The sequence below is a fragment of the Bacillus sp. FSL W8-0645 genome (genome assembly GCF_038007905.1).
Taxonomy (GTDB): Bacteria; Bacillota; Bacilli; order Bacillales; family Bacillaceae; genus Bacillus; species Bacillus pumilus.
In genome coordinates, this window is the sequence record NZ_JBBOYC010000001.1 from 1866604 (window position 1) to 1891055 (window position 24452).

22 protein-coding genes are annotated in these 24452 nt (G+C 41.7%); 5 read left to right on the forward strand and 17 right to left on the reverse strand.

Annotated features, from left to right (window positions below; genetic code table 11):
* Positions 1-132: 132 nt before the first annotated feature.
* From NST39_RS09395 to NST39_RS09430, 8 genes are all read right to left on the reverse strand, one after another.
* Positions 133-1173: a LacI family DNA-binding transcriptional regulator gene (locus NST39_RS09395; RefSeq protein ID WP_341028076.1), complete on the reverse strand. Its 1041-nt coding sequence runs from the start codon at positions 1171-1173 to the stop codon at positions 133-135.
* A 181-nt stretch (positions 1174-1354) separates the two neighbouring features.
* Positions 1355-2047: a D-allulose 6-phosphate 3-epimerase gene (gene alsE / locus NST39_RS09400; RefSeq protein WP_341028077.1), complete on the reverse strand. Its 693-nt coding sequence runs from the start codon at positions 2045-2047 to the stop codon at positions 1355-1357.
* A gap of 17 nt (positions 2048-2064) precedes the next feature.
* Positions 2065-3327: a PTS ascorbate transporter subunit IIC gene (locus NST39_RS09405; protein ID WP_341028079.1), complete on the reverse strand. Its 1263-nt coding sequence runs from the start codon at positions 3325-3327 to the stop codon at positions 2065-2067.
* A gap of 25 nt (positions 3328-3352) precedes the next feature.
* Complete coding sequence (locus tag NST39_RS09410) at positions 3353-3619, reverse strand: PTS sugar transporter subunit IIB (RefSeq protein ID WP_003212211.1); 267 nt, start codon at positions 3617-3619, stop codon at positions 3353-3355.
* A gap of 15 nt (positions 3620-3634) precedes the next feature.
* Complete coding sequence (locus tag NST39_RS09415) at positions 3635-5707, reverse strand: BglG family transcription antiterminator (protein WP_341029962.1); 2073 nt, start codon at positions 5705-5707, stop codon at positions 3635-3637.
* Between the two features lie 446 nt (positions 5708-6153).
* Positions 6154-6594, reverse strand: coding sequence for a rhs-associated protein (locus tag NST39_RS09420; protein WP_212046441.1), 441 nt, complete (start codon positions 6592-6594; stop codon positions 6154-6156).
* Positions 6595-6608: 14 nt separating this feature from the next.
* Complete coding sequence (locus tag NST39_RS09425; protein WP_341029964.1) at positions 6609-8126, reverse strand: T7SS effector LXG polymorphic toxin; 1518 nt, start codon at positions 8124-8126, stop codon at positions 6609-6611.
* Positions 8127-8448: 322 nt separating this feature from the next.
* On the reverse strand, positions 8449-8868 hold the full coding sequence (locus NST39_RS09430; protein WP_341029965.1) for a MarR family winged helix-turn-helix transcriptional regulator: 420 nt from the start codon (positions 8866-8868) through the stop codon (positions 8449-8451).
* Positions 8869-9037: 169 nt separating this feature from the next.
* On the opposite strand from NST39_RS09430, the gene NST39_RS09435 reads away from it, so the two are divergent.
* Positions 9038-10558 carry an MDR family MFS transporter gene (locus NST39_RS09435; RefSeq protein WP_341028081.1) on the forward strand — a complete coding sequence of 507 codons (1521 nt, stop codon included), beginning with the start codon at positions 9038-9040 and terminating at the stop codon, positions 10556-10558.
* Positions 10559-10597: 39 nt separating this feature from the next.
* On the opposite strand, the gene NST39_RS09440 is transcribed toward NST39_RS09435, so the two are convergent.
* The 5 genes from NST39_RS09440 to NST39_RS09460 all read right to left on the reverse strand — a co-directional run bounded on the left by NST39_RS09440 (position 10598) and on the right by NST39_RS09460 (position 15196).
* Positions 10598-11467, reverse strand: a complete 870-nt coding sequence (locus tag NST39_RS09440) for a class II fructose-bisphosphate aldolase (RefSeq protein WP_268486498.1) — start codon at positions 11465-11467, stop codon at positions 10598-10600.
* Between the two features lie 2 nt (positions 11468-11469).
* A complete protein-coding gene (locus NST39_RS09445) occupies positions 11470-11928 on the reverse strand; it encodes a PTS sugar transporter subunit IIA (protein WP_044141347.1) in 459 nt (152 codons plus the stop codon).
* 15 nt (positions 11929-11943) lie between these two features.
* Positions 11944-13362, reverse strand: coding sequence for a PTS fructose transporter subunit IIC (locus NST39_RS09450; protein WP_003211208.1), 1419 nt, complete (start codon positions 13360-13362; stop codon positions 11944-11946).
* A 12-nt stretch (positions 13363-13374) separates the two neighbouring features.
* The gene (gene pfkB, locus NST39_RS09455) at positions 13375-14289 is read right to left on the reverse strand and encodes a 1-phosphofructokinase (protein WP_106065384.1); all 915 of its coding nucleotides are present in this window, start codon (positions 14287-14289) and stop codon (positions 13375-13377) included.
* Positions 14290-14419: 130 nt separating this feature from the next.
* Entirely contained in the window at positions 14420-15196 is a 777-nt protein-coding gene (locus NST39_RS09460; protein ID WP_113768443.1) for a MurR/RpiR family transcriptional regulator, read from the reverse strand.
* Between the two features lie 159 nt (positions 15197-15355).
* Here NST39_RS09460 and NST39_RS09465 point away from each other — a divergent pair, with 159 nt between their 5' ends.
* Entirely contained in the window at positions 15356-16762 is a 1407-nt protein-coding gene (locus NST39_RS09465; RefSeq protein ID WP_341029966.1) for a phospholipase D-like domain-containing protein, read from the forward strand.
* Positions 16763-16772: 10 nt separating this feature from the next.
* On the opposite strand, the gene NST39_RS09470 is transcribed toward NST39_RS09465, so the two are convergent.
* Genes NST39_RS09470 through NST39_RS09480 form a run of 3 tightly spaced genes read right to left on the reverse strand, consistent with a single transcriptional unit; the run spans position 16773 to position 18399 of the window.
* On the reverse strand, positions 16773-17258 hold the full coding sequence (locus NST39_RS09470; protein WP_044141344.1) for a DMT family transporter: 486 nt from the start codon (positions 17256-17258) through the stop codon (positions 16773-16775).
* Positions 17259-17279: 21 nt separating this feature from the next.
* A complete protein-coding gene (locus tag NST39_RS09475) occupies positions 17280-17960 on the reverse strand; it encodes a Crp/Fnr family transcriptional regulator (protein ID WP_111913540.1) in 681 nt (226 codons plus the stop codon).
* Between the two features lie 13 nt (positions 17961-17973).
* Complete coding sequence (locus NST39_RS09480) at positions 17974-18399, reverse strand: DMT family transporter (protein ID WP_012010174.1); 426 nt, start codon at positions 18397-18399, stop codon at positions 17974-17976.
* A 211-nt stretch (positions 18400-18610) separates the two neighbouring features.
* Between NST39_RS09480 and NST39_RS09485 the strand changes: the two genes are divergently transcribed.
* Positions 18611-20038 carry an aldehyde dehydrogenase family protein gene (locus NST39_RS09485; RefSeq protein WP_044141342.1) on the forward strand — a complete coding sequence of 476 codons (1428 nt, stop codon included), beginning with the start codon at positions 18611-18613 and terminating at the stop codon, positions 20036-20038.
* A 93-nt stretch (positions 20039-20131) separates the two neighbouring features.
* Here the strand turns inward: NST39_RS09485 and NST39_RS19985 are convergent, their stop codons facing one another.
* Positions 20132-20386, reverse strand: coding sequence for a DUF3221 domain-containing protein (locus NST39_RS19985; protein ID WP_165840242.1), 255 nt, complete (start codon positions 20384-20386; stop codon positions 20132-20134).
* 426 nt (positions 20387-20812) lie between these two features.
* Between NST39_RS19985 and NST39_RS09490 the strand changes: the two genes are divergently transcribed.
* Together NST39_RS09490 and cysI are read left to right on the forward strand one after the other, a co-directional pair.
* Positions 20813-22633, forward strand: coding sequence for an assimilatory sulfite reductase (NADPH) flavoprotein subunit (locus NST39_RS09490; RefSeq protein ID WP_341028088.1), 1821 nt, complete (start codon positions 20813-20815; stop codon positions 22631-22633).
* A gap of 37 nt (positions 22634-22670) precedes the next feature.
* Positions 22671-24389: an assimilatory sulfite reductase (NADPH) hemoprotein subunit gene (gene cysI / locus NST39_RS09495; RefSeq protein ID WP_341028089.1), complete on the forward strand. Its 1719-nt coding sequence runs from the start codon at positions 22671-22673 to the stop codon at positions 24387-24389.
* The last annotated feature ends 63 nt before the right edge of the window (positions 24390-24452 follow it).

The window sequence follows — 24452 nt, forward strand, 5'->3', positions numbered from 1 at the left end:
TGGAATTCTATTCTTTTCAAGAGATAAGAGAGCATACCGGTAGGCTGCCTTGTTCTTCGCATGATCTGGCCATCATGCGAAGCAGCTTGCTTTCTGCTTTTTTGTCTCTTTTTTGTTTGCTGAAAACGCGGTTCACCCCCTTTCATGGATGAGGCATGTGCTGCCTCTTTCGATGAGTTTTGTTGGCATGACAACTTTTAGAGGAAGCTTTCTGCCGTTTATTCTCTCAAGCAAAAGCTTCAAACCGACTTCCCCCATTTCTTCTGTATATACTTTGACGGTTGTAAGCGGCGGGCTTGAAAATGAAGCAGCTTCAATGTCATTAAACCCAACAATAGATACATCTGAAGGAACACTTAGACCGGCTTCGTTGAGCGCGCGCATTGCACCGATCGCCATTGAATCACTTCCGATAAAAAAGGCTTGTGGCAGGTTTCCTTTTTTAATGGCCTTCTGCATGAGCGTATAGCCTTCTTGCATGGAGTATTCTCCAATATGGATGTCATCCAGATGAAGACCACCTGCCTCTTGCATTCTTTTCATAAACGTCGTTTGTCTTTCGTCCTCAATCACAGCATTACCTTCGAAATAATGCTCTCGCTCCTTTCCGCCAAGATAGCCTAGATGTGTATAGCCAAGCAATTGTAGATGGCGAATCGCTCGATCTGCCGCTCTGACAAAATCGACATGTACACAATCATATAAATCCTCATCGGCATAATGATTGATAAAAACAATGTGTTCCATTCGATTTGTCATTTTTTCCACCGTATCAGGGCTAATTCGTCCAATGACGATCAAACCGTCAATATCCTTTAGCATCGCCCCTTTATCCATGCTTCTCAGGCGAAAGGTATGGAGGGTGGAGAGCCCTTGTTTGGCATATTCTTTTTCAATTCCTTTTCGAATCGATGAAAAAAAGGGGTCATTTAATTCTTCGTCAATGGATTGAGCGACAACGATACCGATGACTGGGGATTCAGATGGGCTTTTTTCCTCTGCTTGATCGGCTTTTCTTGCTCTCACTGGGGTATAGTTTAACTTCTTTGCAATGTCGAGGATGTTTTGTCTTGTTGCGTGCGAAACGGCAAGGGTTTGATCGCCATTTAACACACGGGATACAGTAGAAACGGACACTTTTGCATCATGAGCAATATCTTTGAGTGTGGTCACAGGCAAACTCCTCTTGGTTTTTGACTAAATATTTACTAAAGATATTTGAAGGATAACATGTTGATAAAGCGCTTTCAAGTGTGAATTCGTGATTTTTTATTTTGTTTTTGAGTATGTTTTGGTTAGATGTGAGGTTTTAGTAAAGTTGCGTAAAAAAGAGGATGGGTTTCATCCTCTTTTACTAACGTGATTCAATTGAGGCTGTTTCTTTTGAAAACAATTGCTTCATTGTCTCCCAAGCTGTATCAAGTTGATGGTGAAGTCCAAATAAACCTGAGTTGCCGATAATATAGATCTCGTTTCCAGCCTCAGCAAGCAGCCGGAACGTGCTCTCATTACAAGAGCCGTCTACTTCAATTGAAAACGAGTAGCCTCCCTTCTCCTTTACATCTTTCACCTGTTTCATTTTCTGAAGCATTTCTTTAATAAAAGGCTGACCTGCAAAGCCTGGATCAATCGTCATGATCGTCACCCGGTCTATTAAATGTAGATAGGAATCTAACGCTGCAATTGGTGTGGCGGGATTTAAGACAAAGCCAACCTCGCAGTCTCTTTGATGGATATGCCGAATGATTCTAAAAACGTCTCTTTGCACGACCTCTGGGTGTAAGCAGATCATGCTTGCGCCTGCATCAATGCAGGCATCGATTAAAAATTCTTGGGGGTATTCTGCCATAAGATGCACATCAATTGGTCTATCTGTCAGTTTTCGAAGCTGTTCTATGAAAAAGGGTGATAAGGTGATATTTTTCACGTAATGACCATCCATGACATCGACATGATATCGATCTGCTCTTGTGTTGAGAATATGAATATGTTCGCGGAAATGCGTTAAATCCATGCACATCAGTGAAGGTGAAAAAATGGCTGCCATTCCCAGGTTCCTCCTTTTTACAGTTGAAATAAAAGCTTGATCAATCCAATCAAGATTCCAATGATACCAAAGTCTGTATCTCCAAAAGTTGTCCCTTCAAAACCAAGGGTTCCTAACACAGGTAATAAACAAGCAGGTAAAAAAGAAAGAAGCAACCCATTCGCAAATGCCCCAGCGACAGCCCCTCTCACGCCTCCTGTTGCATTGCCATACACTCCTGCTGTAGCGCCGCAAAAAAAGTGCGGGACAAGACCAGGAACAATGACAGTTAAACCAAACAAAGGTAAAAGAAAAATGGATACGATGCCTCCTGCAAAGCTGCATAAAAAACCGATAATGACTGCATTTGGAGCAAATGGAAAAACGGTTGGTGCGTCAAGTGCCGGTTTTGCCCCTTTCACAAAACGATCGGCAATCCCTTTGAAAGCAGGCACGATTTCACCGATTGCCATCCGCACCCCGGCTAAAATAATGTACACACCAGCAGCAAAGGTTATAGCCTGAATGAGAATGAAGACAGCGAAGTTCGTGCCCCCACTCATTTGTTCTATAAAGGGAATCCCAGCAAATGGTGCAATCGCAAAGAACAGCAAAGCCATCATGATTGAAATGGCCACAGATGTATCTCGTAGAAAGCCGAGTGATTTAGGCACTTGAATGGTTTCTGTTGATCTCTCCGGACGACCGATCCATTTTCCGATCATTCCCGCTGTAAAATAACCGAAAGTACTGAAGTGTCCAAGCGCGAGATCATCGCTTCCAGTGACTTTCCTTGTGAATGGCTGAAGAATAGCGGGTGCAATGACCATAGCTGTCCCTAATATAATCGAACCGGTGGTGACAAGAAACGCTCCTTGCATTCCAGCTGTCGAGAGAACGACTGCGAGCATTGCAGCCATATACAAGGTATGGTGTCCTGTTAAAAAGACGTATTTAAAGGGCGTGAATTTTGCCAATAATAAATTGACCAGCATGCCAAAAATCATAATGAGAGCCGTCTGTGTCCCGAATTCCTTTTGAGCAATGGCCGCCATGGCATCTGTATTTGGGACAACCCCTTGAATGTGAAATGCTGCTTCAAACATTTTTCGAAAAACGCCAAGTGAATCAGATACGACTGTGGCGCCCGCTCCTAATATTAAAAAACCCATCGTTGTTTTCAAGGTACCTGACACGGTATCTGCGGCTGATTTTTTCTGCAAAAGTAAACCGGCCAGTGCAAACAACCCGATGAGAATGGCTGGTGTGCCCAATATATCGTTCATGATCAGTTCTATCATGATGTGAATCCCCCTTTTTCGTGGCTTAAATATGTTTGCGAAGGACGTCTTTAATGGCTTCCTGGTCTAACAAGTTATTTAACCCAGCGATCTTTCTTGTGCCGTCATCCAGCTGATCGATAATATCTGTTGCTCCGATATATAGATCAGCCAGTTCGTTTTTACTTGTGCTGAGATCGGTATGATCAACTTCAGCTACAAGTCCTAACTCTTCTAATGCTTTTTTGACATTCATTTCTACGATAAAGCTACTTCCTAATCCGTTTCCGCACACAACAAGAATTTTTTTCATTCTCTTATTCCTCCTTTATCGTTGTGAAAATTGATCAATTAGTTTTTGCACCGATGCTAATTCCTTTGCTTCAACCAGTTGTTCCCTCCGTTTTTCATCACTTAACAGCATGGTCAGCTGTTTGAGTGCTTTCAGGTGGGTCATACTGTCAATGGCTGCTAGCACGATGATGAGACGAACCTGTTTTTTTTCATCCTTAGAGAAAAAAACGGGCCGTTCGAATGACATGAGTGACATGCTTAATTCGTTCACGCCGTCCTCTGGTCTAGCATGTGGAATGGCTACTTGTGGCGCAATCACAATATAAGGTCCATTTTGATCAACGGACTGAATCATGGCCTCCACATAACCTTTCTGGATGGCGTTTTGTTCGAGTAAAGGCTGTGCTGCTTTTGTGATGGCCTCTTGCCACGTTTCTGCTGTCTGCTGGAGATGAATGGTTTTTTCTGTTAATAAATCGTTTAACACTGGTTTCCACCCTTTCTGATGGGATACATATGCGGGATGAAGTAGCTCTTTAAGATCACGAAGCAGTGCTTTTTCATTTTGTACGATGGTGTGCTGTTGAATGATCTTGAATAAAACGTTCACATTTTTCTCATCAAACCTAGTTTCTGCACCTTCTCCATATTGAAGTAAGGTTTTTTTCTCATAGGCAGTAAGGATGGGATGAACGAGATGAACGGGCTTTCCTTTAAACGAAATAGGTGTTGTTGACACAACAAAGTCGACATCAATGGATGACATTTCTTCATATGATCGCTTTGATAATAGATCACGAACTTCGATATAACCGATTAATTCGATAAGCTGTGTTTTTAGCATATGGCTTGTGCCAATTCCTTCGCCGCAAACAATGTATACAGAACGCCGCACAATTGGCGAAATTCCTTCTCTTCTCATCCAACCACCAAAATGCATCGCCACGTAAGCAATTTCATGATCACTTATCTTTGAGCAGGTCGCCTTTTCTAAATGGCATACGACCTTTTGAGTGATGTCAAACACCTCTGGCTGTGTTTTTTTAATAGATTCTGTTAATTCATTGCTGATATCAATGTGATAAATGAGTCTGTAATAGGCTGGGATGAGATGCATGGTTAAGTTTTGCTCCAAGGCTTCGTACTCTTGAAAGGAGATACAAGCATACCGCTGAAAATCAAAAATCATTTGTCTGGCAATGGTGCGAATGAGATGCTCTTCTGGCTTTTGACTTGATGGAAGCTTTTGTTTCTTGGCGCTGAGCCATAGAGTGCTAAGAAAATAGATTTCATCATCATGAACTTGAAGGCCGGTTTCTCTTTGAATTCGTGCCATGAAACGAATAGCCGCCAAGCATTCATCTGTTTCCTGCAATGTACGCTTTTCTTCGTTTGAAAGGTGTACAGCACGCCCTAGCTTCATCCGCTTAAAGTAGAAAAAGAGATCCAAAGACAGCTGATCCAGCATTTCATCTGCAAACTCGAGCTTGAGCTCTTGTTCTGACTGCTGGAGGAGATGCTTTAACCGCTTATATGAAATTGGCCCTTTTAACCAAAAAGATGGAAACACTTTTTCGTTTTTTATCATGGTGCGAATGGAATGAATATAAGGTTTCAGCGCCAATCGAATCGCTCTTTCTTTTCCTGAAATCAAATAGCCACAGGCTGCCTGATAGTGAAGCGTGAGCTGCTGCTTTGAAAGTGCTTCTTTTAGCTGTTTCATATCTTCAAGCAATGTATTCCGGCTCACTTTGGTCAGCTTCATAAAATCATCTATTTTTAGATATTTCTCATTGCATGCAATGGATAAGAGCAGGATCGCCCTTCTTTCCTTTACACATGGTTCATAATCGTTACCGACAAGAATGGTGTCAGCTTTTTGAATAATGACTTCTTTTTCATGTGGATTTAAGTAGTAGCCAAGTTGATCTTTTCGCTGAACGCCACTAAGCTGGTGAGTTTTCAGCCAGCTATTCATTCGTTTGATTTCAGAGTAGACGGTTCGAGTAGAGACATTCAGTCGATTCTGTAAATCTTCAATTGATAGATAAGAGGTTGTGTGAAGCAGCATCGATAATAAAGTCGTGCCCCTTTTGGTTAAATACAGTTCGAATTCCTCCCTTCTTCCCTTTGGTTATAAGTCTAATCAACTCACATGCATCAAAGAAGCCCAAATGTCTTCAGCAAATGCTGTGCAGCTTTTTGGGTGTTCTTTTGCTATAAGAAAAAGCACACCCGTATGAGTATGCTTTCAGACTTGTAATGTTTATTTTAGTCCTTTGTCTTTTTTTCGTGATAGAAACAAACCCTTCGTAATGAGGTCATGAATGTCCTTAAAATCGTTTCACATGCCTTTTTTGATCCTTCACAATGCTTTTGGCATTCTTATTCACACAATATGTACTGATGATCCACGCTGAAAAAGGTTCCCTTTTTGTCGGCTTTTTCTCGGTTTAAAGCCCAATAAACGCAAAAACCTTGAAAGGCATAAAGTCAAACAAGGTTTTTCTACTTTCTATAATCTTTTATTTTTCCTATACGTGACGCTTAAAATTATTTCTTGTTTAAACTAAAACCGAAATCCAAATAGTTTTCATAAGAAATGCAAATACACCAATCACCTTCTAATGGTACAAAGTAGTGATGCTGTGGGATATCTAAAAAATAGACTAGTAACTCTTCTATATGCTTTAATTCAAACTGGTACCCAAACTCTGTAAGATTATCCCCTATGTAAATTACTTGTAAGTTATTAGCTAAATATTTTTCTTTTAATTCAGTTATAAATAGAAGAGCATCAGGAAGTAAAGATTCATTATTTGAGTTCTTACTATGATGGTTATTAGTTTGTAACCAATCTATTTTCGACCCATCAAATTCAAATTTTTGTTCTATTAAATCTAAATAAATTTCTGGATTTTTATTTACTTTGACACAATTAAGAAGGTCTTTTAATTCCAAATCCTTTATTAGATCTTCATCATAAGTATTCAATAAAATTAACCCCTTTATCTAAAATGTTTTTGTATTTTTTTAACTGTTTTTTCGGATGCATCAAATTGAAAATGCGGTCCCTTTTCTTTCCCAGCCCAAACGTTAATATGAGCACCACTTCTACTATCATGTTCGATTCGGAAACCTACTTTACCATCCTCAGTTTGTCTACCTATAGGTTTATTTCTAGTATATCCAAATTTTCCAAAGGTTTGTTTTTCAGATTTGAAGCCTCTTTCCTCCAACCAAACCAATGCTTCATTTCGAGATTGCTCATATGACTTGTTTTTATTTGTAGCCTTAACCCCTATTTTACCGTGAATCCCTTTCGCCCCAAACGGCAAAAGCATTCCCAGCGCGGCGTTCATACTCGCTTCCTGCTGTTCTTTCGAGACTTTATTTCCAAACATATCTCGGCCTGTGATCGCTTCGCTGAAACCGTTGGTGGCGGTGAGGCCGTATAAGCCTTTTTGCGATGTTTTTAAGGCGTCAAAGGATTTTTGCGATGTCTTGTAAATGTCGACTGCTCTGACTGCGGCTGAGGTGGCTTGGGTCGTTTTATAGACGGCTTTTCCGCCTTTGAAAATGCGTCCTGCCCAACCGACGATAGGGATGTAGCCTGCCGCTGCCATGCCGCCTGCGGCGACGCGCTGTCCTGCGGTAAGTTCTTCGCCTGTGATCGGGTCAACGCCTGTTGCGGCGCGTTTTGCATCGTTCACGCCTGTCAATTCATTGACGATATTTCCGCCATAATCGAGTGCTTTTTCATACCAAGGACGGTTAGCGAGTGCTTCTTGTTCCTTTGCGATCTCGCGGGCTTCTTCTTGTTCTTTTTTGATTTTGAGATATTCAGAAGTTTGCTTTTCAATATCGCTTTTTGCCTTGTAGATTTCGCTATTTTGATAAGCTTTCTTGTCAAAATTCATTGGCGAAATCGCTTTTCCATCATTTGTGGCATTCATCATTTCTGCGTACAATGCCATTGTAGCTTGCTGCTCCGTTTCTGACAAAGCATATTCATCTTTTAAATTTTGATCAAGCTCTCTTAGGTCTTTCACTGTCTTTTTTCGCTCGTCTTCCGCATCTGCAATTTTTTCATCAAAGGTTTGACTATCAAATACTTCTAGTGAAATGAGGTCGTCGATGTCTTGAAAAATCGTTTTAAGCGCCTTTTCTTGATCCTTCACAATGCTTTTGGCATTTTTGATGCCCATATGTACAGCGTTGTCTAAAAAGTGTTCTTCTACAAAGGTGTCGCCGCCAAAGTTTGTATCATCTAGTGTCCCAGAAACACCTTCATGAAAGGCTTTTTGCTTATCAATGAAGCTGATAAACATATCTACATTTCCAGCCAGTTCTTTATAAAAGCTTTTAATGTTATCGGCACCTTTTCCAGTGAAATCATCACCAAGATTAGAAACACCTTGTAATGCTTTTTTTAAATCTACCAATTGTTCGCGGAGTTCCTGGTAGTGTTTTGCCCTTGCATCCATGGCACTTGTTAGTGCTTTTGCATCAAGTATCTTCCCCAGAAGAATTCACTCCTTCCTATTCATTGACAAGGTCAATTTTACCAACACAAAGTTTGTCATTAAATAGGAATAAAGATACAAAAAAGTACTTAATATGTCATGAACCGTGTTTTATTAGAACGCTTTAGCTCCGCTATCGTCAGTAATCATTAAGACACGATTTTTAAACCATCCTTTACTAAAATCATTTGAGATGTTCCAATGTAAACAAGGTTATAGAGCACTTCCATGGTAAGAAGAGACCACTAATTGAGCCAATTATAATCCTCGCTACCTTATTTGAACAACTTATAGAAAAGCACACCCGCAACAGTGTGCTCTCTTACGACTTAGACTTAAGCAATTGTAGCTCTTGGTCCATAATATCTGCTGCTTCGGTAATAAATTGAATGATTAAGTCTAATTCTTCTCGTTTGTATTCGTTTGTAAGCTGCTTTGTTGATGTCAATAAGGATTGGAAGAGTTCTTTTACTTGTGATTTCCCTGCTGTTAATGGAACGATGATGACTCTTCGTTTGTCTTTTGGGTCCTTTTCTCTTTTGGCGTAGCCCGCTTTTTCAAGGCGGTCAATCAGAGCTGTGACCGCACCTGAGCTAAGACCTGTTTTTTCACTTAATTCTCCTGCTGTGAGCGGACCGAGTTCGTTTAATAAATCGGCTGATTTGAGGTCTGTTGGGAAAAGGCCAAGCGATTGTGCGGCCGCTTGGTGGAATAAAACCGTTCGTGTGGCGAGGCGCCTCATTGTATGGATGATCAGGTCTGCTCTGTCTTCTGCGTCGTTCTTTATTGACAACTTGTTCTCCTCCCTTTAAAATCAATTTATCTTGATCATCAAGATAAATGTTCTCTTCCTTTATATTTAAGTTGATCATAGCAAAAATAAGGAGAGAACGTAAGCAGGAGGTAAATGAATGAATCATGTGGATAAAGGCAAGGCATCCACTCGCTTAGTTGTCATCGGTTTGCTGTTAGGAATTTTTATGGCGGCGATGGACAATACCATTGTTGCAACAGCAATGGGAAGCATCGTAGCAGATTTGGGCAGTTTTGATAAATTTGCTTGGGTGACGGCTTCTTATATGGTGGCAGTAATGGCTGGAATGCCGATTTACGGAAAGCTTTCTGATATGTATGGTCGAAAGCGTTTTTTTCTGTTTGGACTTATTTTCTTTTTAATTGGATCTGCGCTGTGCGGTATCGCACAAACGATGGATCAGCTCATTATTTACCGAGCCATTCAAGGGCTTGGAGGCGGTGCCCTTCTTCCAATCGCGTTTACGATCATCTTTGATATCTTCCCGCCTGAAAAACGCGGAAAAATGTCCGGTATGTTTGGTGCAGTGTTTGGTTTATCGAGTGTACTAGGACCTCTATTAGGAGCTATTATCACAGATTCAATCGGCTGGCATTGGGTTTTCTATATTAACGTGCCAATTGGTATTGTTAGTGTGGTCTTGATTGCCAGATACTACCGGGAATCGCTAGAACATCGCAAGCAGAAAATTGACTGGTCAGGTGCTATCACACTTGTCGTGGCGGTTGTGAGCTTGATGTTCGCTCTTGAGCTTGGTGGTAAATCTTATGCGTGGGATTCGGTGCAAATCCTCACACTTTTTGCCGTGTTTCTTGTGTTTGGTACCATCTTCTTTATTGTTGAGCGTAAAGCGGAGGAACCGATTATTTCATTTTGGATGTTTAAAAATCGTTTATTTGCGACATCTCAAATTTTGGCGTTTTTATATGGTGGAACATTTATTATTCTTGCCGTCTTCATTCCTATTTTCGTTCAAGCGGTGTACGGTGAATCTGCCACTAGTGCAGGATTCATTTTAACACCGATGATGATTGGGTCTGTCATTGGCAGTATGATTGGCGGAACGATGCAGACGAAAGTGCCTTTTAGACGTCTTATGGCGATCTCTGTTATTTCATTTTTCGCGGGAATGCTGCTCCTTGCCAATATGTCACCAGATACAGCTAGACTTTGGCTCACACTCTTTATGATGATATCAGGATTTGGTGTCGGATTCAGCTTCTCCCTTCTGCCGTCAGCTTCAATGAATGATCTGTCTCCTCGTTACCGAGGCAGTGCAAACTCGACCAATTCATTTATGAGATCGCTTGGGATGACACTTGGTGTCACGATTTTTGGGACGATTCAAACAAATGTCCTATCGAATCGCTTAGCAGATGCCTTTAGCGGAATAAAAGGCGCCCCTTCTCAAATTGGCGATCCACAAGCCATTTTTCAAGAAGGTGCTCGCTCACAAATTCCGCCTGATATTTTAAATAAAGTCATCGATGCGATGTCACAAAGTATTACGTACTTATTTTTGATTGCATTGTTTCCTATTGCCCTTGCAGCGATTACGGTCCTGTTTATGGGAAATGCACGGGTACACACATCAAATGAAATGAAAGAAAACGAATAATGTGAAAAAGCAGAGCTTAAGCGGCTCTGCTTTTTTGTTTCACTGATATAGAGGAAGGGCTTTGCCCTCACTGCCAACGATCCGTATTTTCGATGTGACCATATCTTTTGCTGCTTGTTTTGCTTTTTGTAAATACATACGTGGATCTAAGCTTTCTGGTTCGTTTGAAAAATGATCGCGGATGGCTTCAGAGTACGCATTTTTTAATTCAGTTGAGACATTGACCTTTGCCATACCAAGTGCCACACATCGTCTGACGTCTTCATCCGGTACAGCGGAACCGCCGTGCAGCACAAGGGGAACATTGACCAGTGATGCAATTTGTTCAATGCGGTCAAAGTCAATATCCGGAACCCCTTTATAAATGCCATGTGCGGTACCAATTGCAGGTGCTAAAGTTGGTACCCCAGTTTCTTCTACAAATTGACGGCATTCTGATGGAATGGCTTTTTCAGCATCCTTTTCATCGACGACGATATCATCCTCTACGCCGCCTACCTTGCCTAATTCTGCTTCAACGTTCACCCCTATTTTTAATGCGAGGTCCACCACTTCTTTTGTGCGGCGAACATTTTCTTCATATGAATGCATCGATGCATCGATCATGACGGATGTATATCCCGCGCGAATACAGGTGAGAATCACATCAAAGTCCGTACAGTGATCGAGGTGCAGACCGATTGGGATTTGATATTGATCAGCCGCCGCTTTGACTGTATCTGCAATCGCTTTTGCTCCAAGAGATTGAACGGTTCCAACCGTTGTTTGCAAAATGACAGGTGACTTTAATTCTGCCGCCGTTTCGAGCACCCAATAAATACTGTCAAAGGAATGTACATTGAATGCAATGATTCCGTATTTTTCTTTTTTCGCAGTCTCAAGCATCGGTGTTGTTGATAGTAAAGGCATGATCAAACATCCTCTCTCGTTAAAATATCTGTTTCTAATACAGTTAGCATGTCTTCATTTGTTCTTGTTTCAAGCAGCTTTTGTCGTTTCGCTTCATCCATTAATCCTCGTGAAAGGGCAGAAAGGGCCTTTAGATGAGTGGTCCCTGCTTCATTTTTGGGGATCAGTAAGGATAAGAAGAAAAAGCAAGGCTTCTCATCAAAAGCGTCCCATTCAATGCCTGTTTCCGTGCGTACGATCACGAGTGCTGGTTTTGTGATGGCGTCTGTTTGTGTATGTGGAATGGCAAATCCATCTTGAAATCCAGTTGTGCTCAGTGCTTCTCTTTCAGCTAAGCCTTTTTTAACATCTTCTGGTGATGTGCAAATACCTGCTTTGTAGGCAATGTCAGCAATGGCTGCGAAAACGCCAGCCTGTGACGACGCGGTTTCATGAAGATTCATATAAATATGTTCCATCATTTCTCTTCCTCCCTATTAAACTGCGGGTTTGTCTATTTTTTTACGATAAAGTCCGTATAGAATGGCACCTACAAGTGATCCGATCAGTATGGATAGTACCCACTGGAATGCACCTGTGACGACTGGAAGGACAAGGAATCCGCCATGCGGAGCTGGAACCTGTACGCCAAAGAGATACGTCAATATAGCAGAGATGGCGGAACCAAACATGATAATTGGCAGGACAACGATCGGGTTCTTTGCCGCAAATGGGATGGCCCCTTCTGTTATATGTGTCGCTCCTAGAATATAGTTGATGGCCCCTGCATTTCGTTCCTGCGGTGTGAAATGTTTTCGGAAAATCGTTGTGGCAATCGCAATAATAAGCGGTGGTGTGATACATGCTGCTGACACACCTGCCATAAAGTAAAGGTTACCTTCTGCAAGTAAAGCCGTTCCTGTGACATAGGCTGCTTTGTTAAAAGGTCCTCCCATGTCAAATCCACACATCGCTCCAACAATTAAACCTAAGAGCAGCGGATTCGTGGATTGAACAGCTGAGAGAAAATCCATTAATGAATTATTTAGCCCCGTGATTGGAACTAATAGAGGTGTCATCACAGCCCCAATTAAGAAAATACCGATGACAGGATAGATGAAGATTGATTTTAATCCGTCAAGTGATGCAGGTAATTTTTGAAGCAGGAATTGAAGGAGTACGATGATATACCCTGCTGCGAAACCTGCGATAATACCACCTAAGAATCCAGCGCCTCCATCGTTTGCAAGCAGGCCGCCGATAAATCCGACAACCATCCCTGGTCGTCTGGCGATTGAATCAGCGATAAATGCTGCTAAAATAGGCACCATTAAGCTAAAGCCGAGTCCACCAATGCTTTTCAAATAGGCTGCAAACGGATGATACGTTTCATGCTGAGGATCAGCTGAGTAAATACCGAATAGAAAAGATAAAGCAATTAAGACCCCGCCTCCAACAACAAATGGAAGCATGTGTGATACACCGTTCATTAAATGTTTGTAGATGGTGTGTATCCACTTATTCGCCGACTTTTGTTGAGCTGGTGAAGAAGAAGCAGATGTTTTTTCTGTTCCAGTAGCTCTTCCTTTCACTTGATGAACGGGAGCTTCTCCATTGATAATGCCTTGGATCAGTTCATTTGGCGTGCGGATACCCTTCGCAACAGGCACTTCAATCAGTGGTTTGCCGTGAAAACGATCTGTATTTACATCTTTGTCAGCTGCGACAATGACCCCATCGGCCTCCAGAATGTCTTGATCGGTTAAAGCGTTTTCAATTCCTACTTGACCATGCGTTTCGACTTTGATGTCGACCCCTAGTTGCTCAGCAGCTATTTTTAATGCCTCAGCTGCCATAAATGTGTGTGCAATGCCTGTTGGACAGCCAGTTGCAGCGACAATTTTTTTGCGGCTCATGTCTATTCCCCCTTATATCTTGTCAATGTGTACTTGATCAATTAATGAATGAATGTCATGTAAATCACTTAAGCCTTTAGAAAATGCAGTAGATGCGCCAGTTGCAATGCCGTAACGTAAGCACTCTTCAGGTGAATGACCTTCAAGCTGTTTACTAAGAAAGGCTGCGAGCATCGCATCTCCAGAGCAAGCTGTATTTACTACAATGCCTGTCGGTGCGTTTCCTTTTAAGACGGCGTCTTTCGTAATGAACAAAGCCCCTTCTCCCCCGCGGGAAATAAGCACTTGCTCTGCACCCATCTCAATGAGCTTTTCTCCTGATTCAATGAGTTCTTTTTCTGACATAGGCTGTGTTTTGCCGAAAAAAGCAGCGATTTCTTCTTCATTCGGTTTTAATAAATACGGCTTGTATTGAAGCGTCTCAAGAACTGCTGCGGAGCTTGTGTCTAAAATAAACTTGACGTTGTTCTGATGACAAATAGCTGCTACTTCTGAAAAAATGCTGGCTGGTACGCCTTTTGGCAGGCTGCCTGACATGATCAGGATGTCCCCCTGCGGGATGGCCGCTATTTTTTCACGAAAGGCGTGAAGTGCTTTTTCTTCAATCGCAGGTCCTTGGTTCACGAGCTTGTATTCTTCTGTCGTATTAATAAAAACATTAATGCGGGTAATTCCTTCAACTGAGATAAAATCGGTTTGAATGGAAAGGTCCTTTAAGGATTGTTCAATATAAGAGCCTGAAAACCCAGCAATAAATCCTAATGCAGTGCTGGTGAATCCATATTTCTTTAGCATAATGGAGACATTGACTCCCTTGCCATTCGGCTGATAATCTTCATCTTCGGTGCGGTTGACTGCATTTGCCTTCATTTCTTTTAATGCAATATATAGGTCAATAGCAGGATTTAAGGTGCAGGTATATATCAATTGGTTTCACCTTCTTTCTTTTCTCTAAAGAAAGTATCTCATACGCTGGAGTGAAAATGTTTTCAGATTGTGTAAAGGTTTTCATGACAAAAAGCCTTCTAGATCAAAGTCTCGAAGGCTTCTTTATTGATTATTTCATTCGAATCACGTAGGCATCTAGTAAAATGCGGGCAATGACATGAAGAGACAAACGCGATCTGACCTCATAATCTGGGAAGAAAGATTGTTCGCCTTTATATCCGACTAGAGTCATATCTGATATTTTGCTTAATGTAGAATCTATTCTCGTTGTGACGGTAATGGTCGTGACTTGCCTCATGCTAAGATTTTGACACGCTTCAACGAGCTCTGCTGTTTCGCCATTTAATGAAACAAAGATCGCAAGTTCGTTTTTACTGATGTCTCTCGATTTCAGCCGAATGATATTCGGATCGTCATGTACTTCGCATGTTTTTCCGATGAGCTGTAATTTGATGGTCATTTCTTTGGCAATCATCTCTGAGAAGCCTCTGCCGAAAATATAAATTTTGTCCGCATTATGTATTTTTTGAACGGCATCTTCAATTTGCCCAATACTTTGCAGCTGGATCGTTTTTAAAACCTCTTCTTCGTTTTTCCGAATCGCTAGTTTAATGTCTTCATCAATGTTTTTGAGCTGATCGCTTGCATCGGTCATTTTCTTTTCTTGTTTCAATCGATATTTAAAGGATGTATAGCCGTTGTAGCCAATTTTTTTCATCAGCCTGACAATTGTGGCTGTCGACACATTCGCTCTTTCACTCAATGTGACGATGGATAAGGTGGAGATATCCTCTAAATGCTGGTGAATATAATGGAGTAAATAACGTTCTGTTTCACTTAGCGTTTGATACACTTCGCTTGGAATGTTAAATAGTGGTTCATTCAATTCGATTCCCCCTTACTCATTTCATACTATAATTAAATGCCCAATAAAAACAAGCTGATTCTTTTGTCACGTATTTTGTTAGAGAGCCAAAATGAGTGAAATTTCATATTTGACATACACTAAGGAAAAGTTGTGTCTGTGTGAAAGGAGCTGATCATGTTGCTTCATCTTTTGTTTTATCTCATCCTTCTTTATGTCGTCTATGTATTTTTGACCGCATTTGTCTTGTTTTATTTACCGGTTCGAAAAACATGCAAAGAACATTGCATTTATAAAGCCTCTTCTATCTCAGGAGACGATCAGGGGACAAATCAAGTGATGCTTCTTGACGACGGGTTTGAATCTGGTCAGGTGAGGCTCCAAATGATTCGTGAGGCAAAGAAGATGATCCGCCTCAGTTACTACTCCATTCAAAAGGGAAAAACAGCCGAATGGATACTAGGTGCTTTAATTGAAGCAGCTGATCGAGGTGTGAAAGTGCAGCTGTTGTTAGATGGCATCTGTCACAGTTTGCGCGGGCCGCTAAAGCATTTGCGCTATGCGGTAGCAAATCATCCGAACATGTCGATTCGTTTTTATGAGCCCTTTCGTTTGTTCAAGCCATGGACGTGGCATAATCGGCTACACGATAAGCTGCTACTAGCAGATGGCCGAGTGGCTGTAATGGGCGGAAGAAATATCGGTGATAAATACTTTGCAGACCAGCCGCCCAAAGACTTTGCTTTTGACCGTGATGTGCTTCTATATAACGCGAAAAAGGGAAAAGTGTTAGATGAAATGGAGCAATATTTCGTTTATTTATGGAATCATGATTTTACGAAAAGAACAAAAGATGTGTTTTCCAAGGCAAAAGCGAAAAAAGGGTTAAAGCTAAGAAAACAGCTGCTCAGATCCTATCAAGAAGCCATGCGCACGAAAGAACCTTTTGTGATGTCATCCTTTAACTGGGCAGCAGATACCATTTCTGTGAAACAGATTGCTTTTTTTATAAATCCTGTGGAACGCTTTAATAAGCGGCCGCTTGTGTTGAAAAAGCTGAACGATCTTGCGCACCGGGCAAAGCGTTCTGTGCTCATACAGACGCCATATGTCATCCCAACACGCCCAATGAAAGCCGGACTCACTCCCTTACCTAGTGAGATCCAGACGACAGTTGTTACGAATTCTCTTACAGCGACGCCAAATCCGTTGGCCTTTGCAGGGTATTTAAGCACAAAAAAGGAACTGATGAAAACAGGCGTTCACTTGTATGAATATGAAGGCCCGTATTCCATTCATGCGAAATCAATGGTGATTGATGATTACTTGAGTATTATTGGGACATATAACTTAGATGCGAGGTCTAGTTTTTTAAACACAGAGTCAATTTTGGTCATTGACAGTGCCCCGTTTGCGTTATCACTTACACAGGCAATTGAACGAAAAATCGCCTACAGTTATCTCGTAGCTAAAGATCGAACAGTCCTTCATGCGAGCGCTTATGGACAGAAAAAAAAGCCTTTGATGAAAAGGCTCCTTTTAAATGGATTATCCGCGATAACGGTTTTATGGCGGCGATTGATATAAAGTAGGGCAGCTACTCTTGTGGCAGCCCTTTTTCTTGCGATTGATCTGTTTCTGCCGACTCCAATTTGGTCAATTTAAACACCAAGATCCCAGCTACAATCACAATAACACCTAATAGTTTTGTCAAAGAGAATTCTACTTTTTCTAACCCAAGCCAGCCAAGCGAATCAAACAAAAGCGCGCAGCCCAGCTGTGACGTGAGGACAATCGAGATGCCATAAGTCGGTCCAAGACGTTTGATACTCTGAACAAGACAAATGACCACTCCTACCCCAATGGCCCCGCTGATCCAGTACCAGGCTTCCATATGTCTTAATCGAAACATGCCAGTCCCCTCTAGTAAGAGCCCCATAAGGAGAGAAGCAATAAAGCCCATTCCAAGAACGAGGGTTGTCGTTGACCAAGAGCCTGTCTGCTCATTGACCTTACTGTTAAAAATGGTTTGTAAGCTGACGAGTGCGCCAGCCGTGATGGCTAATACTATTCCTATGATCATATATAAATCCCTTCATTTCTTCTATTCATAAATGTTGTGCTCTGCTATTTCTAGGAGCCCTTTGCGGTCACAAATCGTAATCTTTCCTCTCTGCCTTTCTATCAATCCTTTTTCACTGAATTGCTGAATGACTCGGTTAATATGACGGTAGCTCGTACCGATTAAGCTTGCCGCATCAGTGAGACGAAGGGCGCTCGCGCTGTCGTCATCTGTGATAACAGACAATAAGTAGCTTGCAAGCCTGACCTCCACAGGATATAACAGGTGGAAACTCAAATCGTTTGATTTTGTATAAAATTTGTTTGTGATGCCTTTTAGCAGAAAGGTTAACACGCGCGCGTCATCCTTCGCATGACGCATGAGCGCTTGATGAGAAACTCTTAACATATGTACTTCTGTGACAGCTTCGACTGTATTGACCATGTCAGTCTGCTGAACGTATTCAATATCTCCAATCGCTTCAAGGGGATGTTTAAAGCTAAGAATAAAGGTTTTCCCTTCTTTTGTTGTCGTGAAAATCTTTAATTTTCCTTTCACTAACAAGTACAGGTACTCCCTCTTATCCCCTTTTGAACAAACGAGCTCCCCTTGCTCATAGCGCCACAAACTTACGTGTGATATGAGCTTTTGATGAAAGACACTTTCTAATTGATGTGCTTTCATATATGAGGCAAAAAGAGATTCATCTTGAAGCTCCTCCATCTGACGCCCTCCTTTATAGTTTTAAAATGATCACACCTGTGACCATCAATAAAATTCCTGCGTAATGTGGCCATTTCATTTTCTTCTTCTGTACACCAAACCATCCTTTTGCATCAATTGCAAAGGTAAAAGCAAGCTGTGCAATGAGTAACGCTGCGATAGTGAGTGTCACACCGATGATTTGAATCGCGGTGACTTCATTAAAAATAATAATCGCTGCAAATGCGCCGCCTATTAAATAAAGTGGCTGCACCTTTCGATATTCCCTGAAGTGTCCGTCTCGTACGATGAGTAAAATGACGAGCGAGATGATAAAGCCGGTCAGCTGCGTGATGGTGGCTGCCTGCCATGTACCGATATCCTGGCTAATTCTTGCGTTGGCTACGCCTTGTAGTGTAATACAAGCGCCTCCTAATAAAGCGAAAATAACACCTTTCATTCGTTCAAAAGCTCCTTCTTTTTTCAGTCTAGTTCCATTAAATGATACATGCCTGCCGGTTGAAAAGGACATATGTCCCACATTGCGTATTATATCAGAAACTTTTTCTTTTGCAGTTTGTTCGTTTTAGATTTTTCACAGTGGGTACAGTTTTATATCAGCTGAAAACAGAATATTGAATGAATCACATATAAAAAGGAGACATGTCAGAATGAGAAATCAAGAGAAACATTTTATTAACGGAGAATGGGTTGCATCAACAGGAAACGAAACGACAGAGGTCATCAACCCTGCGACCGAGGAAGTCATTGGCACCATTAGCTTAGGAACAAAAGAAGATTTAGATAAGGCAGTGAAAGCAGCTCGTGCCGCCTTCCCTTCTTTCTCAAAAACATCTCGAAATGAACGAGTGAAGATGCTGGAAAACATTGTGCGCGGCTACGAAAAACGCAAGGATGAACTTGTAGAAGTGATGACACAAGAGCTCGGTGCACCGCTAAAAGTATCAGAAGAAGTTCATTACAAAATGGGCTATGAACATTTTTCTAAAGCAGCGGAAGCACTTAAATCTTATACATTTACCGAGGACCGCGGCGGACATACCATTATAAAAGAAGCGATTGGCGTCAGCGGATTGATTACACCGTGGAACTTCCCAACGAATCAGACATCTCTTAAAATCGCAGGTGCCATTGCGGCAGGCTCACCGGTTGTCTTAAAACCAGCGGAAATTACACCATTTGCTGCAATGATTCTTGCAGAAATTATTGATGAAGCTGGTGTACCAAAAGGAGTCTTCAACTTAGTAAACGGAACGGGTGACGTGATTGGTGACGGCATTAGCTCACATCCTGATATTGACTTTGTTTCATTTACTGGATCAGGTGCTGTTGGCTCTAAAATTATGGAAAACGCTGCGGACAATGTGAAGAAAGTGGCTCTTGAGCTTGGCGGGAAATCCCCTCTTATCGTCTTAGATGATGCAGATGTGGATATAGCAGCAGAAACCGCTGTTCATCATATTGCGATGAATACAGGTCAAGTGTGTTCTGCAGCTACGCGTGTGCTTATTCCAGAATCAATGAAAGACAAGTTTGAAAAAGCGCTGCTGAACGCCCTGCCGAAGTTTACAGTTGGTGATCCAAGAGAAGATCATGCTACAGGCCCGCTTGTATCTAAAAAGCAATGGGATACCGTGCAATCTTATATTGAAAAAGGAATCGAAGAAGGTGCTACCCTTCTTGCTGGGGGAACTGGAAAGCCAGACGGAATCGATAAAGGATATTTCGCCAAGCATACCATTTTCACCAATGTGAAAAATGACATGACCATTGCACAAGAAGAAATCTTTGGACCAGTCATGAGTGTCATCACGTATCAGAATCTTGATCATGCCCTTGAGATCGCCAATGATACAGTGTATGGTCTTGCCGGGTATGTTGTTGGAAAAGATGAAAAAACATTAAAATATGTCGCTGAACATATTCGCGCTGGCCAAATCACCATTAACAATGCCGAAACAGATTACTTTGCCCCATTTGGCGGTTTTAAGCAATCAGGTATCGGAAGAGAATGGGGAGACTTCGGCATCGAGGAATATTTAGAAGTGAAAGCTGTGATGGGACTGCCAACGGCATAAATTGAGAAGGGAGAAAAACTCTAGGGTTTTTCTCCCCTTTTTATTTAATTAATAAGAACCCATTTCGAATTTTAAGAACTGCTTACTACTCCCTTATTTATTCTTATCCATAATGATGTTGTATTTTTCGACTGTTGCTTTTGGAGGAAACGATTCTTGTAACTCATCAAACCAAATCTCAATCGTTTGCCCCTGTGACAGCTCTTTAGTATCAACTTTCGTTAAATCCATTATGATGAGATCGTGTTTATATTTATCGACAAGAAGAGGAGTATCTAATGAATAATCGCGTTTTATAGGAGTTTTATTGTTAATAAGAAGTAAACCAGTCTCCCCTTTATATAGCACTATGCTTTTTTTGAAAAAGGCGTTGCTATTTTATTTTGATTGTGTGGATTCTTTATATTGTCCTTTGTTGTAGAGTGGCACCCTCCTAATAAAATGAAAAAAATCACGATGACAAATCGAACACTTATTATTTTTTTAAATTTAAATTGCATCAACTTTATACGCCCCTTCAATGCTTCTTCAAGTCTAGCATTCTTAGATCAAAACGGCTTATATTACGGCGCATTTTCTTAAGATACTTTATACATTTAAGATAATTTATCCTCAAGTTCATTCATCTTGTAAAGGTATTAGAAATCTTAATCATGACAATCAATATTATATATTTTACTTAATGGCAAACTTTCGGTAAAGTTCAAATTGAACCTATATATATAATTCCTATCGAATTAATCTATGTTTATATTCCTTGTGAGGTGGATATCGTTGCAACTTCATGTATTGAACAGTCCGTTTAGTCAGCAGCAGGCAGACTTGCTTAATCAACTGCTTCCGACTTTAACAGATCAACAAAAAATTTGGCTTACCGGTTATTTATCAGCACAAGCAGCTCTAGCCGGATCAGAAACAGCTACTCAAGCCCCTTCTCCTTCTGCCGCAGCACCTGCGCAGCCTGTCAGTAAAGATGTGACCGTCCTTTATGGATCACAAACAGGTAATTCTGAAGGATTAGCGAAAAAGACAGCACAGCATCTTGAGGAGAAAGGTTTTCAAGTGACGCTCTCTTCTATGTCAGACTTTAAACCAAATAATCTGAAAAAAATACACAATTTACTGATGATCGTCAGCACACATGGCGAGGGAGATCCGCCTGATAATGCCCTTTCTTTCCATGAATATGTACATGGTAGACGTGCGCCAAAGCTCGATCATTTAAGCTTTTCTGTTCTTTCACTTGGCGACAGCTCCTACGAATTCTTCTGTCAGACTGGAAAAGAATTTGATGAGCGCTTCAAAGAACTTGGCGGAACGCGCCTGACAGATCGAGTGGATTGTGACCTTGATTATGATGAGCCGTTTTCTGAATGGCTTCAAGGGGTGACAGCGTCACTTAGCGAAGGTGAAGCCGCAGCATTCCCGCAAGATTCAGCAGGAGCATACAGCCAAACAGCAGCTTCTGAATACTCAAGAACGAATCCTTTTTATGCGGAAGTTCTTGAAAATATCAATCTAAATGGCCGCGGCTCTAACAAAGAGACCCGCCATTTGGAGCTTTCACTAGAAGGATCAGGACTTGTTTATGAACCAGGTGACAGCCTTGGAATTTATCCAACAAATGATCCTGCGCTTGTTGATGAACTGATCACGACATGTGGATGGAGCGTGGAAGAAGCCGTAACTGTTCATAAAAACGGTGACACTCTTCCTTTAAAAGAAGCACTTACCTCACATTTTGAGATTACAGTATTAACAAAACCCCTTCTTCAAAAGTTGGCGGACTTGACGAAAAATGAAGCACTCCATGCCCTTTTTGAAGAAGGAAATGAAGAAAAGTTAAAAGCGTATTTAGCAGGAAGAGATTTAGTCGATGCTGCACGCGACTTCGGTCCTTTTGAAGGAACAGCCGCAGACTTTACTGCGATTTTAAGAAAAATTCCTGCCCGCCTTTATTCGATTGCAAGCAGTCTGAAAGCGAATGAAGAAGAAGTTCACTTGACGATCGGTGCTGTGAGATATGATGCGCACGGGAGAGAACGTCAAGGTGTCTGCTCCATTCTATGCGCAGAGCGCTTAGAACCAGGTGATACGCTGCCTGTTTATATTCAGCACAATCAAAACTTTAAGCTTCCTGAAAACCCTGATGCACCGATCATTATGGTGGGACCAGGTACAGGTATCGCCCCTTTCCGTTCGTTTATGCAGGAACGAGAAGAAATCGGTGCAAGCGGAAAATCGTGGTTATTCTTCGGCGATCAGCACTTTGTGACGGACTTCTTATATCAAACCGAATGGCAAAAGTGGTTAAAAGATGGCGTCTTAACGAAAATGGATGTGGCCTTTTCAAGAGATTCAGAGGAAAAAGTATATGTTCAGCATCAAATGAAGAAGCAAAGTAAAGAATTATTCGAATGGCTGGAGCAAGGTGCCTATGTATATGTTTGCGGAGATGAAAAGCATATGGCGCATGATGTTCATCATACCCTTCTATCGATTATCCAAGAAGAAGGAGCGATGAGCAAAGAGAAAGCAGAAAGCTATCTAGCTAACTTGCAGCAGCAAAAACGCTATCAGCGCGACGTATATTAATGGACTTGATGCTTGAAAGAAAGGAGCTTTTACTTACATGGTGAAGACAGCATTAACAGCGCCGGATGGACCTCCGAGCGACGTAGAAGAAATCAAAGAAAAAAGTGATTATTTACGGGGTACGTTAAAAGAAGTAATGCTTGATCCGATTTCAGCGGGAATTCCTGATGATGACAATCGCCTGATGAAGCATCACGGCAGCTATTTACAGGATGATCGAGACCTCAGAAATGAACGGCAGAAACAAAAACTTGAGCCAGCCTATCAATTTATGCTGCGCGTACGCCTGCCTGGCGGAATCGCCACATCTAAGCAGTGGCTTGTGATGGATGAGCTTGCTCACACATACGGAAACGGTACGTTAAAGCTGACTACTCGTGAAACTTTTCAGCTTCACGGTATTTTAAAATGGAACATGAAAAAAACCATACAAGACATTCATTCTACTATGCTTGATACAATTGCTGCTTGCGGCGACGTGAACCGGAATGTCATGTGTACATCAAACCCCTATCAATCAGAAGTGCACCATGATGTCTACGAGCTGGCGAAAAAATTAAGTGATGACCTGCTCCCGCAAACAAGGGCGTATCACGAAATTTGGCTTGATGAGGAAAAGGTTGCGGCAACGCCAGATACGGAAGTTGAACCGATGTATGGCCCGCTTTATTTACCAAGGAAATTCAAAATTGGTGTGGCGGTCCCTCCTGCTAATGATATTGATGTCTTTTCGCAGGATTTAGGCTTTATTGCGATCATCGAAAATGAGCAATTGATCGGCTTTAATGTCGCAATTGGCGGCGGAATGGGCATGACTCATGGGGATACAGCGACCTATCCTCAGCTTGCAAAGGTGATTGGCTTTTGTACACCTGAACAAGTTGTAGAGATTGCGAAACAAGTGATTACCATTCAGCGTGACTATGGAAACCGTTCGGTGCGAAAAAATGCCCGTTTTAAATATACAGTGGACCGCCTTGGTCTTGAGAATGTAAAAGAAGAGCTAGAGCGCCGCCTCGGGTTTGCCCTTTTAGACGCAAGAGGTTATCACTTTGATCATAATGGGGACCGCTATGGCTGGGTAAAAGGCATCAATGGCAGATGGCATTATACGATGTTTGTAGAAGGCGGACGCATCATAGATTATGATGATTATCCGCTGATGACAGGTATTCGTGAAATCGCAAAGATTCATTCAGGTGACTTCCGCTTAACAGCGAATCAAAATTTGATCATTGGAAATGTCACTTCTCATAAAAAGAAACAAATCGAGCAGCTCATTCAGGAGTTCGGCTTATCAGATGGTCAGCAGCACTCTGCACTCCGCCGCAGTTCAATGGCTTGTGTTTCTCTTCCAACATGCGGCTTAGCGATGGCAGAAGCAGAACGCTACCTCCCGCGCTTGATTGATAAAATAGAAGAGATTGTTGAAGAAAACGGCTTGAGTGATAAAGAAATCACGATTCGTATGACTGGTTGTCCAAATGGATGTGCCCGTCATGCGCTAGGTGAAATTGGCTTTATCGGCAAATCACCTGGCAAATACAACATGTATCTTGGTGCTGCATTTGATGGCAGCAGATTAAGTAAGCTGTACCGTGAAAATGTTGGTGAGGAAGAGATTTTAAACGAGCTTGGCGCTCTTCTCCCCCGCTATGCAAAAGAACGAGAAGACCAAGAACATTTCGGTGATTTTGTCGTTCGGGCAGGGATTGTCAAAGAAACAACAGATGGCACGAATTTTCATGTGCAATAGAAAAAGACAGGACACTCTCCTGTCTTTTTTCAGTGTGATAGAAAATCTTTGCAGCCCTAGGAA